The 14581-nt window shown below is 73.8% G+C and carries 11 protein-coding genes; 6 read left to right on the top strand and 5 right to left on the bottom strand.

Going from position 1 to position 14581, the window contains the following annotated elements; all coding sequences use genetic code 11:
* The first annotated feature begins 18 nt into the window (after positions 1 to 18).
* The 3 genes from AXW62_RS18250 (at position 19) to AXW62_RS18240 (ending at position 4582) form a co-directional block, all read left to right on the top strand.
* Entirely contained in the window at positions 19 to 1596 is a 1578-nt protein-coding gene (locus tag AXW62_RS18250; protein WP_370682921.1) for a tetratricopeptide repeat protein, read from the top strand.
* Between the two features lie 590 nt (positions 1597 to 2186).
* A complete protein-coding gene (locus tag AXW62_RS18245; protein WP_030828514.1) occupies positions 2187 to 2855 on the top strand; it encodes a response regulator in 669 nt (222 codons plus the stop codon).
* Between the two features lie 398 nt (positions 2856 to 3253).
* Complete coding sequence (locus tag AXW62_RS18240) at positions 3254 to 4582, top strand: sensor histidine kinase (RefSeq protein WP_079115675.1); 1329 nt, start codon at positions 3254 to 3256, stop codon at positions 4580 to 4582.
* Positions 4583 to 4670: 88 nt separating this feature from the next.
* Here the strand turns inward: AXW62_RS18240 and AXW62_RS18235 are convergent, their stop codons facing one another.
* The gene (locus tag AXW62_RS18235) at positions 4671 to 5048 is read right to left on the bottom strand and encodes an STAS domain-containing protein (RefSeq protein ID WP_030828508.1); all 378 of its coding nucleotides are present in this window, start codon (positions 5046 to 5048) and stop codon (positions 4671 to 4673) included.
* 311 nt (positions 5049 to 5359) lie between these two features.
* Here AXW62_RS18235 and AXW62_RS18230 point away from each other — a divergent pair, with 311 nt between their 5' ends.
* A complete protein-coding gene (locus AXW62_RS18230) occupies positions 5360 to 5938 on the top strand; it encodes a sigma-70 family RNA polymerase sigma factor (RefSeq protein ID WP_030828505.1) in 579 nt (192 codons plus the stop codon).
* 323 nt (positions 5939 to 6261) lie between these two features.
* A complete protein-coding gene (locus AXW62_RS18225; protein WP_370682920.1) occupies positions 6262 to 7881 on the top strand; it encodes a zf-HC2 domain-containing protein in 1620 nt (539 codons plus the stop codon).
* A gap of 331 nt (positions 7882 to 8212) precedes the next feature.
* Here AXW62_RS18225 and purU read toward each other — a convergent pair whose 3' ends face one another.
* Both purU and AXW62_RS18215 read right to left on the bottom strand, forming a co-directional pair.
* Positions 8213 to 9082, bottom strand: a complete 870-nt coding sequence (purU, locus tag AXW62_RS18220; protein ID WP_060945459.1) for a formyltetrahydrofolate deformylase — start codon at positions 9080 to 9082, stop codon at positions 8213 to 8215.
* 55 nt (positions 9083 to 9137) lie between these two features.
* Positions 9138 to 9638: an SCO4402 family protein gene (locus tag AXW62_RS18215; protein ID WP_173669734.1), complete on the bottom strand. Its 501-nt coding sequence runs from the start codon at positions 9636 to 9638 to the stop codon at positions 9138 to 9140.
* A 118-nt stretch (positions 9639 to 9756) separates the two neighbouring features.
* Between AXW62_RS18215 and AXW62_RS18210 the strand changes: the two genes are divergently transcribed.
* Entirely contained in the window at positions 9757 to 11067 is a 1311-nt protein-coding gene (locus AXW62_RS18210) for an ABC transporter substrate-binding protein (RefSeq protein WP_060945458.1), read from the top strand.
* Between the two features lie 43 nt (positions 11068 to 11110).
* Here AXW62_RS18210 and AXW62_RS18205 read toward each other — a convergent pair whose 3' ends face one another.
* Positions 11111 to 12622: a hypothetical protein gene (locus tag AXW62_RS18205; RefSeq protein ID WP_060945457.1), complete on the bottom strand. Its 1512-nt coding sequence runs from the start codon at positions 12620 to 12622 to the stop codon at positions 11111 to 11113.
* 246 nt (positions 12623 to 12868) lie between these two features.
* The gene (locus AXW62_RS18200) at positions 12869 to 14263 is read right to left on the bottom strand and encodes an NsdA family TPR-like regulatory protein (protein ID WP_060945456.1); all 1395 of its coding nucleotides are present in this window, start codon (positions 14261 to 14263) and stop codon (positions 12869 to 12871) included.
* Between the last annotated feature and the right edge of the window lie 318 nt (positions 14264 to 14581).

Below are 14581 nucleotides of genomic sequence, written 5' to 3'. Positions count from 1 at the left end.
CTTCAATCCTCACGTTAAATGAACTTATCTCGGCGATTAAGTTACCGCCGGGGAGAAGAGGACACGGTGGCCGACAGAAGCGCCGGTGACGGGCGGAAGGCGGGAGCGGTGACGGGGGCGGAGTCGACCGCCGAGATAGGGCGCCGGGTGCTCAAGCTGCGGACCGAACGCGGCTTCACCCAGCGGATGCTGGCCGAGCCCGCGTACACGGCCGCCTATGTGTCCACCCTGGAGGCCGGGAAGGTACGCCCCTCGGAGGCGGCGCTGCGCCATCTCGCGGAGCGGCTCGGCGTCAGCTACGAGGAGCTGACCACCGGCCGTTCACCGCATGACGCCACCCGGCTGCGGGCCGCCCTCACCGACGCCCGGCGGGCGCTGGCGACCGGCGCCGCCGAGGACGCCGCCGGGCTCTTCGAGGAGGTGCGCGACGAGGCCGAGCGGCTCGGGTTCGCCGAGGAGCGGGCGTCGGCCCTGCTCGGGCTCGGCGACTGCGCGCTGGAGACCGGTGACCTGACGGTCGCCCGCGACCACTTCGAGGCCGTGGAGCGGCTGCTGTCCGGGGAACCCCTGCCCCGCCGGGTCCCGGCGATCCGCGGCCGGGCCGTCGCCCATCTCCTCGCGGGCGAACTGCGCTACTCCTGCTACCTGCTGGAGAGCGCCATCGACGAGCTCAACGCCTCGGGGCTGCACGACCCGTACGCGCTGCTGCTGCTCTATACGGCGGCCATCGCGCCCTATATGGACATGGGGGCGCACGCCCGCGCCGTACGCGCGGCCGAGTTGGCGCTCGCGCTGGCCCCGAGCGTGGACGACCCGGGGCTCATCGCCCGGATGCACCGCGGCGTGGCCCGCACCCTGATAGCCGAGGGGCGGACGGCCGAGGCCGACGCCTCCCTGGCCAAGGCGCAGGAGCTGTACGAGCAGCTGCGCATCCACACCGACCTGGCGCACTGCCACTGGATGCGCGGCTATGTCCATGCCCAGGACGGCAATCTGGAGCGCGCCGAACGCGAACTGCGCACCGCCCGGGACATGCTGGCCTCCAAGCGGGCCGCGCTGTTCACCGTGCAGGTCGAGGTGGAACTGGCGGACGTACTGCGCCGGCGCGGCCGTACGGCGGAGGCGGAGGCCCTGCTGCTGCCGCTGCTGGCGCACTCCCCCGCCGCCGGGACCGCCCCCGCCCCCGGCGGAACGGACACCGCGGATGCCTCTGGCGGAACGGACACCGCACCCGCCCCCAGCGGGACGGACACCACGGCCGCCCCCGGCGGGACAAACACCGCGGCCTACGAGGCCGGGCTGACCGCGGACCGCGGCGCGGTCCACGCGGGCGGCGCCCACCGGCTGCTGGGCCTGATCGCGGACGAACGGGGCGACGCCGAGGCCGCCGAGGAGCACTACTGCGCGGCGCTGTCGCTGCTCGAACGCACCGGCGCGGCCGGTGACCTGGCCGACCTGTGCCGACTGCTGGGCGATCTGCTGCGCCGGGAGGGCCGTCTGGAGGCCGCGATGGACGCCTACCGCACCGGGCTCGGCCACCGTGCCGCGCCCGGCACCACCACCCTGGGCCCGGCGCCCGCCGAACCCCCCATGTGAGGCGCCCATCGCCCCTCCCCCGCCCCCGCCGACCGCCCGCCCGGCCCCCTCCCCGTGCCTTCATACGGGGACCAGCCGCCCGGCCCCTTCCTCGTGCCTTCGTACGGGGACCGGCCACCCGGCCCCCTCCCCGTGCCTTCATACGGGGACCGGCCACCCGGTCCCCTCCCCGTGCCTTCGTACGGGGACCGGCCGGCGCCTGGGTCCGCCGGCCTGTGCGCTTCCGGGGCGCCTGGTCGGGGCGCACCGCGCGGCGGGCGGTCGGGGAGACGAACAGGCCGCCGCGTGTGGGGGTCGCGGCGGCCTGACCGTGGCAACGCCCCGCTGCCGGTTCCGCCGGCCGCGCATCAGGAGGCTCTCCGGCGCGACCACGGGGCTGGGGTCTCGGGACGACCCCGCGGGGGGATGCGGCTTGAGATCCACTCTGCCTGGTGGGAGCCGCCGGGGAAATCCACCATGGGTCTCCTGTCACCCCCTCCGACCGGCGGGGGTGTTCCCTCCCACTGACGGAGCCAACCACTCCATATTCGCCCTCCGATGAGGCAGGCTGTGCGGGCAATGGGCATGACAGCTAGGAGAGGGAGCGGCCGGTGATCCGTGTTGCTGTGGTGGATGACGAGGCGCTCGTACGGTCCGGTCTGCGGCTGATCCTGGGCACGGCCCCGGACATCGAGGTGGTCGCCGAGTGTTCCGGAGCCTCCGCGGTGGACACGGTGCTCGGCAGCCGGGCCGATGTGGTGCTCCTCGACATCCGCATGCCGGACGCCGACGGGCTCACCGTCCTCAGACAGCTGCGGGCCGCGCCCCGCTCCCCCGCCGTGGCGATGCTCACCACCTTCGACGTCCAGGAGTACCTCGCGGCGGCGCTGCGCGCCGGGGCCGCCGGGTTCCTGCTCAAGGACACCGATCCGGAACAGCTCGTACGGGCCGTGCGCACCCTCGCGGAAGGCGGCAGCGTCCTCGACCCGGCCGTCACCCGCGCCGTGATCGGCGGCTATCTCGCCGCCGAGGCGGAGGCGACGGCCGCCGAGGCCGTCGAGGCGCTCACCCCGCGCGAACGCGAGGTGCTGGCGCTGCTGGGCGAGGGGCTGGCCAATCCGCAGATCGCCGACCGGATGGGGCTGGCGCCCAGCACCGTCAAGGACCATGTGCGGGCGGTGCTGGGCAAACTGGGCGGCCTCAACCGCGTCCAGGCGGCGATCGTCGCCGACCGCGCGGGGCTCGTCACCAGCAGGCCCCCGATAGGCGGCGCCCGATGACCGTCTCACCACCGCCTTCGCCCTGGGGTGCGCCCGGGGGTGCGTCTCTGAATGCGTCCGGGAGCGCGTCTCGGGATACGTCCGGGGGCGCGTCTCGGGATGTGTCTGCGGGTACGTCCGAGAGCGCGTCCGGGGACACGTGCCGGGGTACGCCCGGGAGTACGTCCCGGGATACGTCCGGGAATGCGTCGCCAAGCGCGTCCGGGGATGCTTCCGGAGGCCCGTCCCGAAGCGCGCCCGGGAGCGCGTCCCGGAATACGTCCGGGGACACGTCCCGGGATACATCCGGGAATGGCGCCTCCGGGAACCCATCCGGGAGCACGTCCCGGAGCACGCCCGGGAGCACGCCCGGAAGCGCGTCCCGGAGCACGTTCCCAAGTACGTCCCGGACTGCGTCTGTGGGCGGGCCGGGCGCCTCCCCGGCCCCGCCGCCCGGACGTCCCTCGTCCCCGCCGCCCGCCCGGACCGCCCGGCGGCGGCTGCCGCGCTGGGCGGTGCGCTGGGCGGTGCGCTGGGGCTCGCTGATCGTCCCCGTCCTCCTCGCGGTGGCCGACGCGCTGCTCGTCAACGGCGTCACCCTCGGCCTGGAGCTGAACGTCTCGCTGGTGGCGGCGGCCGCGCTGCTGGTGCGTCGGCGGCTGCCCGCCCTGGTCTTCCTGGTCACGCTGCCGGGCATCCTCATCGGCTACGTCTGGTTCGCGCCGATGATCGCCCTCTACACGGTGGCCCGATGCCGCCCCGACCGGTGGCTGTTGTGGATCTCCGCACTGCTGCTGGCCGCCGCGCACTTCATCCCCTGGCCGGTCTCCGACTTCGAGCCGACCGCCTACCGGGAGAACACCCTCACCCTGATCGACGCCTGCGTCACCTCGGTGGGCCCCATCGCGCTGGGCCTCCTGGTGCGCACGCGGGGCGAACTCGCCGCCCGGATCGAGGACCTGACCCGCAGCCGCCGCCACGCGGACGAGCTGATCGCCGAGCAGGTGCTGGCCACCGAACGCGCCCGGCTCGCCCGCGAGATGCACGACGTGGTCGCCCATCAGGTCAGCCTGATCAGCCTGCAGGCAGGGGCGGTGCAGATCAGCGCGGAGGACGCGAAGGCGCGGGAGGGCGCGCGGACGATCCGCGAGCTGTCCGTGCGCACCCTGGACGAACTCCGCCACATGGTCGGCATCCTGCGCGCGGCGGGCGGTGACCACGAAGAGCTGACCCCCCAGCCCCGGCTGGCGGACCTGCCCCGGCTGATCGAACTCAGCGCGCTGGACGTCCGCTACGAGACGGACGGCGCGGCGCGGCGGCAGGGCCATCCGGAGGCGGTGGAACGGGCCGCCTTCCGCATCGTTCAGGAGGCGCTGACCAACGTCCGCAAGCACGCGCCCGGGGCACGGGTGACGGTGCGGGTGGACGCCCCCGAGGCGGAAGATGCGGGAGCGCCGGAAGCACCGGGAGCGCCGGGAGCGCCGGGAGCGCCGGAGACGCCGGGAGGGGCCGGAGGAAGGGCGCCCGGGGAGGAGGAGACGCGGGGGCTGCGGATCGAGGTGCGCAACGGTCCGCCCGACGCCTCCGCCGTGGCCCCGGGGCTGCCGAGCGGCGGACACGGTCTGGTCGGGCTGCGGGAGCGCGCACAGTTGCTGGGCGGCACGCTGGAGGCGGGGCCCACGGAAGAGGGCGGCTTCGTCGTACGGGCCGACTTCCCCACGACCCCGCGCGCCACGGGACCGTCGTGAACGGAATCAGGCCGGGAAGGCCCCCGGAGGCTCGTGAGGACCACCGCGTGAGCGGCGGGGCCAGAACCCCGAGCCCCTGATGAGCCTTCTAGGCCGACAGCGGATCGACCGCGTCCTCTTCCTCCTCGGCCGGCTCCGTGGCCGCGCCCAGGTCGGGATAGACGTCGAAGAGCCGACGCACGCCCAGGGCCGCCAGCACCCGGTGCACATGCGAACCGTGTGCGGCGCCCTGCGGCGGCAGGATCAGCCGCAGCCGCCCGGAGCACGACCGCATCAGCCGACGCGCCGCGATCAGCACGCCGACCCCGCTGGAATCGCAGAACCGGACCTCCGAGAGGTCCAGGACCAGCCAGTGGCGGCCCTCGGCGACCGCGTCGTGGACGTGCTGCCGGACTGCGGGCGAGGTCACCAGGTCCATCTCCCCCGAGACCTGGAGAACGACCCACTCCCCCCGCCGGTCCTCCATCACCTTCAACGTCACGCGCCCGAAGCCCTTCGCTCGCCGCTAACCGGAATTTGCTGTTCCCGGGCGGCTGCCCGCCCGTCCGCGCATGAAACTCCCCCAGGCATACGCCTTGAGGGACGACCCTATGCCGCGCCGAAGCGTTTCGTCTCCCCGATCCTGCGCAAAGTGAGCGGGTCAATACCATGCGCGGCCCGGTTCCCGCGCACTTTGCCTGATGGACGCGTGTTGTGGCAGCGACCGGCACTACATTCGATATGAACGTGGGCATAGTGCCTGGAGAGCCGGTCGGACTACTCGGGAATGGGGGCCGCATGGCGAATGACGCACCGCCCCGCTGGGACCGCAGGATGCAGCAGCGCCTCGCACGCGGCGAAGCGGCCGCACTCGCCGAGCTCTATGACCGATTCGCGTCACTTGTTCACAATTTGGCGCACCGGGTGCTGGAGGACGACGCGGCGGCCGACCGCGTCACCCGTGAGGTCTTCGGCTACGTCTGGGAGAACCCGGACGCCTACGACCCCCAGCAGGGCTCGCTGCGCGCCTGGATCGCCATGCTCACCCACCACCAGGCGGTGCACCGGCTGCGCACCGTCCAGACCGCCTCGGCCGACGGGGGCACGCTCACGGCCGAGGCCATGGAGGAACGGATCCGCGAGGCGTCCGTGGCCGCCCGCGCCGACTACATCGTCACCTCGATGCCCGCCCCGCTGCGCGCCGCCCTGGAGCTCGCCTACTTCGACCGCCGCGACTACCGCCAGGCCGCGGCCGCCCTCGGGGTGACCGAGGACGAGGCCAGGCGCCGCCTCCGGCTGGGCCTCCAGCTGCTGTCCACGGCCCATGTCCAACCGCCCCGCGCGGTCTCGCCTCCCGGCTACGGACGGGCGCTGTGACCGGGCGCGGCGGGCCGGACCCGTACGACGACGCCTTCGGCGAGCCCTCCGGACCCGGAGACGGGGAGATCTCTGGTCTCGGCGCCGGGGAGGTCTCCGGTCCCGGCGACTGGGAGGCCGCCGGACCCGCAGACGGGCGAGACGGGCGAGACGGGAGAGGCGGACCCGGAGACGGGAGAAACGGGCCCGGACGGGGCAGCGAACCGGACCTGCCGTCCGGCCCCGCCGGGCCACCACGCATACCCCCGCCGCGTCCGGCCGCAGAGGACAGCGGCCGCTGGCCGAGCGCGCTGGAGGGCGGAATCCCGGCCCCGCGCCCACCCATGGCGGACGAGACCCCCACGGAACGCACACCGGAACCGGCGCCCGGCCGGAAACCGCGCCCCAGGCAGGAGCCCGCGCCCGGCCCGGAGCGCGCGCCCGGCCCGGAGCGCGCGCCCGCCCTGGAGCGCGCGCCCGGCCCGGAGTCGCCCCCCGGCCAGAAACCACTACTCGGACCGCAGCCCGGCCCGGAGTCGGCACCTGGCCAGGAACCGCAGCCCGGCGGCCCGGAGTCGGCACCCGACCCGGAACCGGGACCCAGACCGGGCTCTGTGCCGGGCCCGGAACCGGACCCCACGTCCGAACCGCGCCCCGGCCCCCGCCCGGAATCGGAACCGGACCCCACGTCCGAGCCCCGCCCCGGCCCCGGCACCGGCCCGGGGCCTGGCCCGGGACCGGGACCTGACCCAGAGCCCGCGTCCGCGCCCGAACCGGAACCGGAACCTGCCGCTTCCGCACCCCTGCCACCAGCCACGCCGCTGGCCGCGCCCACGCCCTCGGGGGCCCACCCGCTCTCGCACGATCTGCTCCGATCGCTGCTCGGGGCCTGGGCGCTGACCGCGTGTTCGCAGGAGGAGACCGCCGCCGTGGAGGCGCATCTCAACCACTGTCCCTCCTGTGCCGAGGAGGCGCTGCGGCTGCGCGACGCGGTCGGGCTGCTGCACACCGAGCACAGCCTGGACCTCGACCCGATGCTCCGCTCCCGGGTGCTCGCGGGCTGTCTGGGCCGCCGCCCGGCCCGGATACCCGTGCCCGGCTGGGCCGGTGCGTACGACGCGGAGGCCGCCCGGCTGGACGCGCTGCTGATCGACATGGGTGAGGCCGAGTGGCGTACGCCGGTGCGGCTCAAGTGGTTCGACGGGAGGCGGCCCACCGGCCGGGACACCACCGTCGCCGGGGTGATCGGCCATCTGATGGTGGTGGACGGCATCGTCGCCGCCTCCCTCGGCCTCCCCGACCCGCTGGGCGCCGACGCCCCGGGCCCGCCCCTGGCGCGTACGGAGGCGTACTGGCACCACGAGCCGGGCGCCGCGTACGGCTCCGGTCCGCCGGGTGCGGTGCGGGAGTTGTGGCGCGAACAGGGCCACGCCCTGGTCCGTACGGTGTCCTTCGCCGGGCGCGGGGTCGCGGATCGCGACGTGCCGTACGGGGAGTTCGCGCTGCCGGTCCGCGACGCGTTCCTGGACCGCGCCTTCGCGTGCTGGGTGCACGCCGTGGACATCGCCGAGGCCATCGACTACCCCTATGAACCACCGGCCTCCGCCCACCTCAAAGCCATGATCGACCTGTGTGCCCGGCTGCTTCCGGAGACGCTGGCCGCGCGGCGCCGGGCCGGGCTCGCGGCCCCGCCCCGCCGGCTGGTCGAGGCGGGCACCCCGGGCCGTACGCTCCACCTCCAGGTCGAGGGCACCGGTGGCGGCGACTGGTACATCCCGCTGGACTCCCCGGCGGCGACGGCCTCACCGGAGGAGGCGGTGGCGACGATCGCGCTGGACCAGGAGGCGTTCTACCTGCTGGCGTCCGGACATGTGCCACCGCAGGAGGCGGCGGCTGGCCTGTCCGGCGACACCGAGGCGATCCGGGACGTGCTCTTCGCCACCGCGTCCCTGTCCCGCCTCTGAGGACCGGACCCCGAGGACCGGACGGGCCCCGGACAAACCGGGGCCCCAACGAACCGGGGCCCCAACGAACCGAGAGCCCACCGGACTCAGGCCCCACGAACCAAGCGCCCCCAACCAACCGGACCCCTACGAACCGAGAGCCCAACGGACCGAAGCCCCACGAACCCGGACCCCGACGAACCAGACCCCACAAACCAAGCGCCCCAACGGCCCCAGGCGGTGGCGCCGTACCAGCGCAGGCCGCCGCGCCGGAGCCGCGCCGGAGCAGCCCCAGCCCCGCAGAGCAGCCCCAGCCCCAGCCCCGCGGAGCGCGGCAGTCCGGCAGACCGGGTCAGCCGAAGACGACCGTCCGGTGGCCGTTGAGCAGCACCCGGCGCTCGCTGTGCCACTTCACCGCGCGGGCCAGCGCCTGGCACTCCACGTCGCGGCCGACCGCCACCAGCTGGTCCGGGGTCAGCTCATGGCCGACGCGCTCGACCTCCTGCTCGATGATGGGGCCCTCGTCCAGGTCGGCGGTCACGTAGTGGGCCGTGGCGCCGATCAGCTTCACCCCGCGCGCATGCGCCTGGTGGTACGGCTTGGCGCCCTTGAAACTCGGGAGGAAGCTGTGGTGGATGTTGATGATCCGGCCCGACAGCTCCTTGCACAGGTCGTCGGAGAGCACCTGCATGTAGCGGGCCAGCACCACCAGTTCGACGTGTTCCGCGCGCACCAGGTCCAGCAGCCGGGCCTCGGCCTCCCGCTTGGTGTCCTTCGTCACGGGGATGTGGTGGAACGGGATCCCGTAGGAGCCCACCAGCTCCTCGAAGTCGGTGTGGTTGGAGACCACCGCGGCGATCTCGACCGGCAGCGCCCCGATCCGCGACCGGAAGAGGAGGTCGTTCAGACAGTGCCCGAACTTGCTGACCATGATCAGGACGCGCATCTTCTGATCGGCGCGGTGGATCGCCCAGTCCATCTGGAAGGAGTCGCCGACCGCCGCGAAACTGGCCCGCAGGTCCTCCACCTTCACCGGGGAGACGGCGCGGAAGGCCACCCGCATGAAGAAGAGTCCGGTGTCGCGGTCCCCGAACTGCTGGCTGTCCTCGATGTTGCAGCCGGTCATGAAGAGATAGCTGGACACGGCGTGCACGATGCCCTGCTTGTCCGGGCACGACAGGGTCAGCACGTATTGATCGGGGACAGGATGCGACTTGCTCATGACTCCATAGCGTCCCACACCCGCGGCGGCAGCGTCCCACACCCGCGGGCGGCGCTCAGACCGCTCGCGTCATGATGGCCAGTACTTCCAGGGTGCGCGGCGGCGCGTCCGGGTCCTCGCCGTCGTTCGTGGCGAGCCGCACATGGGCCTCGCGGGCCGCCCGGACCGCCTCCGGCCAGCCGTGGTGCTCGAGGTAGGCCGAGACCGGGGCGTCCGCGCCCACCTGGTGCATGATCCTCAGCACCCGGAGCACGGCGACATCGACCAGCGCCGCCTCCTGCGAGTCCCGGAAGATCGTCCCGACGTACTTCTCGGCGGACCAGTTGTCCAGCCAGGTGTCCTCGACCAGCCGGTAGACGGCGTCCGTCACATCCCCGTACCCGGGCTGGCCGGCCAGCCAGCACTCCTGCTGGAAGACGGGGTCCGAGAGCATGTGCAGCGCCGAGCGCACATTGGTGCGCCAGCGCCACCACGGCATGTCATTGGCAGGCATGCCTCCCATGGTGGTCGAGCGACGGGCACGACGGGAAGAGTTCTCCGAACCTTGCACAGTCACCGATCGTACGTTCTTCACACACGCAGACGTATCGGCCCCCCGGTGTTCACCTCCCCGACACCCTTCCTTGCCCTGTCATAGCCGTGCCGTTCCTCCCGGAGCGCAAGGCTCGCTTGCCATGACCGGACGGCGACGCCCCTCCTCCCGCCCCATCCGAGCCGCCGCGGCGGCCCTGTGTACGGTGGTCGGCGCGTCGGTGCTGACCGGCTGCGGCGCGGTGCTGCCGAACGACGCCGAAGACCCGCCCATCACCGTCATGACCTGGGCCCCCGAGGGCACCAAGGCCACCAACATGCCGGGCATGCCCGCGATGGCGAAGGCATTCGCCCGCTGGGTCAACGGCTCCGGCGGCATCCACGGCCGCAAGCTGAACGTCGTCACCTGCAACGAGCGCAACGACGCCGTCCAGGCCGCCCGCTGCGCCCAGCGGGCCCAGGAGGAGAAGGCCGTCGCGGTCGTCGGCTCCTACAGCCAGTACGGCCGCTCCTTCATCTCCCCGCTGGAGGTCGCCGGCATCCCCTACATAGGCGGCTACGGGCTGACGCAGGAGGAGTTCGACAGCCCGTACTCCTATCCGGTCAACGGCGGCCAGGCGGCCCTGCTGGTGGGCAACGGCCGCCAGCTGGCCTCCCGCTGCAAGCGCGTCGCGCTGGTACGGCCCGACACCATCGCGGGCGACGAGCTGCCCCAGCTCCTCGACACCGGGCTCCGGGCGGGCCGGCGAGACGCCGCCCACGACGTCCGCGCCCCCGAGGACGCGGGCGACTACAGCAAGCAGGCCACCAGCGCACTGGAGGGCGTCGGCGCCGACAGCTCGCTCGGCACCGCCGCCCAGGGCGCGGCGCTGGACGGATCCTGCGTCACCGCGGCGCTCGGCAACCGCACCGGCACCTTCTTCGACTCCTTCCGCCGGGTGCAGGAGGACCATCCGAAGGTGCGGATCGCCTCCGTCCTGGGCAGCGTCCGGCAGTCCCTCGTCGACTCCACCGGCGGCCGTTCCAGTCCCCTGGAGGGCACCTACGCCACCGGCTGGTACCCGGCCCCGGACGATCCGCGCTGGAACCCCATGAAGAAGGTCATCAGCACCTACGCCTTCGACGACAACCGCATCGACCCGAACGATCCGGGTACGCAGACCACCTGGATCGGCTACACCGTGCTGCGGTCGGTCCTGATGTCGCTGCGGGCCGACGACATCAGCGCCCGCACCGTGCGCAACGCCCTGGACGACGGACACGCGGTCGACACCGGCGGGCTCACGCCGACGCTGCGCTGGGGCTACGGCGACACCCTGCACGTGCCCAACTACTCGCGGATCGTCAACGCGGACGTCACCTACCAGGTGGTGCGGAACGGCCGGCTGGTGGCGGTGCGCAAGGGGTTCGTCGACATGGCGAAGACCCTGGAGGAGTACCACCCGGCGGACTGAGCCGGGGACGGCGGCGCCACCGCCACCGCCCCCGGCCGCCCGGTCACAGCTCGGTGGCCTGGTGCTCGGTGAGGCCGTACCGGGAGGCGATCGGGTTCCACAGCCCCGAGGCCGTCTTCTTGGCCTCGGTCGCCTCGCCGCTCGCCCGCTCGGCCGCCCCGACCCGGGGCGTACGGCGGGCCTTGCCCTTGTGGCAGCCCCGCTTCCCGCCGACCTGATCGGCCCAGGCCGCGTACTCGTTGTCGGCCCTGGCCGAGGACTTCCACGCCTTGGTCAGGGCGGCGGTCAGCTGGGCGTGGTCGGGCAGCTTGTCCACCGACAGCTCGCCCAGCCGGGTCACCAGGTCGTTGCGCTGGCCCGCGGCCGTCCGCAGATCCGATGCCGCCGTGGACAGGTCCTTGCAGGACTTGATGTTGTCCACGGCCTTGATCACCGACGCCCGGCTGTTGTTGCTGTCGGCCAACAGCGCGTCCAGCGCCTTCGCCTGCGGCTCGGCCGGGTCCGCCGCCTTGGTCGGCTCCTCGGCGCTCGCCGAGGGGCTGCTCAGCGTCGTGTTGTCCTTCTTGTCGTCGTCGCCGCCCGTGCTGAGCGCGGCTCCGGCGGCGAGCCCGGCGATACCGCAGCCCGCCACCACGACGCCGATGAGCATGCCCCGCGACATCCGGCGGCGCCCACCCCCGCCGCCCCCTCCACCGGGCGGCGGCGGCACGTCCTGGCCGAACTGCGGAAGCTGCTGCGTCTCGTCCGCACCGCCACCGCCGTCGTCACGGAACAGACCGTCGAACTCCGAGGGCGGCGGCCGGTCCCCGGGACGGCCGGGCCGGATCGCGTACGGGGCGCTGCCGGGCCGCTCCGGGGCGTTCGGCACGTTCGGAGCGTTCGGCGGCGCGACCGTGGGCGGGAGCACCGCGGTCTCCTCGGCGGCCGACTGCTGACGGTGGGCCCCCCGGCGGCCAGGGCGGACGGTGCGCAGCTGGGTGGTGGACTCGGCGGGCGACTCGGGCCGGTTCTCGGGCGGCAGCGGCACGCTCTTGACCGGGGCGAGCGTCGTGGTGGGGGTGTCCAGGGGCGGCGGGGCCTCCCCCGGGACCGGCGGCATGACCTGGGTCGCCTCGGCGTCCCCGGCGGGCTGCGGCGGCAGCACCTGGGTCTCCTCGGCGGCGGTGGCGTACGGCGGCTGGGCCGGTCTCTCCGGCGGGAGGGGCGGTGGCGACCAGCCCTGCTGCTCCGGCGACGGCTGCGGTGCGGACCAGCCCTGCTGCTCGGGGAGCGGCTGCGGTGCCGACCAGCCCTGCTGCTCGGGGAGCGGCTGCGGTGCCGACCAGCCCGGCTGTTCCGGCGGCAGCGGCGCGCCGAACTCACCATGCGGCGGTAGTTCCGGAGCACCCTGCGGCCCCCACGGCTGCCCCCATGCCTGTCCCCCGGCCGGGGCCGCCTGATGGCCGTCCGAGGGCCTGTAGTCCCCCTGGGCGGGCAGCACGACCCCCTCACGCACGGGCTGCGCGGGCGGGACCGCGGGAAGCCGCGGCTCGTTCCCCTGACCGCTCTGCGTCACCGGGACTCCTTGGTTATACGGAACTACGGAATCGTCGGCTCACGCTACCGGTTCCCCGGACGGCACGGTGCCGGAGAGCCCGCCCGGCAAGGGAGACACTGGTCACCGCGCGCCGGGGCAAACCGCCACGGGCAGGGCGTCCACCCGGGGCGGCGGCAACGCCCCCCACACCGCCCCCACGCCAGCGGAAACCTCCCGGCCAGGACCTCTCGGGTCGTGACAGCGCCCCCACACCCGGCGGGAATCTCAGGCGACCACCTGCAACCGGGTCCCGAACTCCCGCACCACCGGCTCGTCCCGGTACGGCTCCAGCCGCTGCTGGAAGTCGTCCAGATACTCCGTGCCCCGGTTGGTCCGCAGCGTGCCCAGCAGGTCCACCGCCTGGCCGCCGACATGGCACGCCTGCTCCACCTCGCGCTGCTGCACATGCGCCGTGGCCAGCAGCAGCAGCCCGATCGCCCGCCGCCGGACGCGCCCCTCCGGATGCCCCTCCAGGGCCTCCTCGGCACGCCGCCGGGCCTGTTCGGCCTGACCGAGGTCGCGGTGGCAGTGGGCCAGCTCGTCCGCCAGATAGGCGTGGTCGAAGTGGCGGATCCAGACGGGGTCGTCGCCCGTGACGGGCCCCGAACCGCTCCCCACCGCCCGCTCCATCGCGTCCAGCGCGCGCCCGGCCGCGGACTGGCAGGCCCGCGCGTCGCCCATCAGGGCGTGGCCGCGCGCCTCGGCCGCCAGGAACATCGATTCGGCGCGCGGCGGCACCTGGCCGCGCGCCCCCTCCTGGGCGGCCTTCGCCAACTGGGCGATCTCCCGTGGATTGCCCAGCTGGGCGGCGAGATGGCTCATGCCGGCGGCGAGCACATAGCCGCCGTAGCCCCGGTCCCCGGCGGCCTGGGCGAGCCGCAGCGCCTGGATGTAGTAGCGCTGGGCGAGCCCCGACTGACCGGTGTCGACCGCCATATAGCCGGCCAGCTCCGTCAACCGCGCGACGGCGGCGAAGAGTTCGCGCCCCACCGCATCGGTGTACGAACCGGCCAGCAGACCGGAGACCACACTGTTCAGATAGTGGACGACGACGGGGCGCACATGGCCGCTGCCGTAGCGGTGGTCGAGGTCGACCAGCGCGTCCGTGGTGGCCCGCACCGCCGCGACGTCGGCCCGCCCCACCCGGGCGCCCGCGGTGCGCGCGACCTGTGTGTCGGCACCGGTGATCAGCCAGTCCCGGCTGGGCTCGACCAGCGCGGAGGCGGCGACCGTCGAACCGCTCAGGAAGTCACGGCGCCCGACATCGCTCCGCCACAGCTCGCAGACCTGCTCTATCGCGCCGAGAACGGTGGGCGAGAACTGCAGACCGACCCCGGAGGCGAGGTTCTTGCCGTTGGCCATGCCGATCTCGTCAATCGTGACCGTACGACCCAGCTTGCGGCCGAGCGCCTCGGCGATGATGCCCGGCGCCCGCCCCCGGGGCTGCTGGCCGCGCAGCCAACGGGCCACCGACGTCTTGTCGTAGCGCAGATCGAGACCGTGCTCGGCGCCGCACATGTTGACCCTGCGCGCCAACCCGGCGTTGGAGCAGCCGGCTTCCTGGATGAGCGCTTGCAGCCGTTCGTTCGGCTGCCGCGCCACAAGCGGCCTCGCGGCCATGGCGTCACCCCCTGTGACTGCTTGCGTTCTCGGCGTATCCGTCCCTGCTGCTGAGTGATGCCCCGCGGATATCGCAGGTATACGGCGAATGCGGAACTTGCCCGTATTGACCGCATCGACCGCACCGTTCCCGTACGGAGCCGCTCCGAGTCCGGGACCGCCCTCCCCCTGGCGTCGCGGCATGGCCGCCGGACACTCGCACGCCCGTCACGCATGGTGGCTACCCGCTCACGCAGCAGCGCCCCCGTACGCGCCCCCGCCCGTGCACCCATGCGCCCCGCCATGACGTCACCGCGCACCCCGGCCCCCGGCCGCCCC

Origin of the sequence: Streptomyces hygroscopicus subsp. hygroscopicus (assembly GCF_001553455.1) — a bacterium.
Taxonomy (GTDB): domain Bacteria; phylum Actinomycetota; class Actinomycetes; order Streptomycetales; family Streptomycetaceae; genus Streptomyces; species Streptomyces hygroscopicus.
Note: the sequence above shows the minus strand (reverse complement) of the source record. Positions and strands in the feature narration are given on the sequence as shown.

Excerpts from the sequence above, each read along its gene's own strand:
- AXW62_RS18230 (WP_030828505.1), top strand. The coding sequence starts at position 5,360 with ATGGCGAATGACGCACCGCCCCGCTGGGACCGCAGGATGCAGCAGCGC.
- AXW62_RS18225 (WP_370682920.1), top strand. The coding sequence starts at position 6,262 with ATGGCGGACGAGACCCCCACGGAACGCACACCGGAACCGGCGCCCGGC.
- AXW62_RS18200 (WP_060945456.1), bottom strand. The coding sequence starts at position 14,263 with ATGGCCGCGAGGCCGCTTGTGGCGCGGCAGCCGAACGAACGGCTGCAA.
- AXW62_RS18235 (WP_030828508.1), bottom strand. The coding sequence starts at position 5,048 with ATGGAGGACCGGCGGGGGGAGTGGGTCGTTCTCCAGGTCTCGGGGGAG.
- AXW62_RS18250 (WP_370682921.1), top strand. The coding sequence starts at position 19 with ATGAACTTATCTCGGCGATTAAGTTACCGCCGGGGAGAAGAGGACACG.
- AXW62_RS18210 (WP_060945458.1), top strand. The coding sequence starts at position 9,757 with ATGACCGGACGGCGACGCCCCTCCTCCCGCCCCATCCGAGCCGCCGCG.
- purU (WP_060945459.1), bottom strand. The coding sequence starts at position 9,082 with ATGAGCAAGTCGCATCCTGTCCCCGATCAATACGTGCTGACCCTGTCG.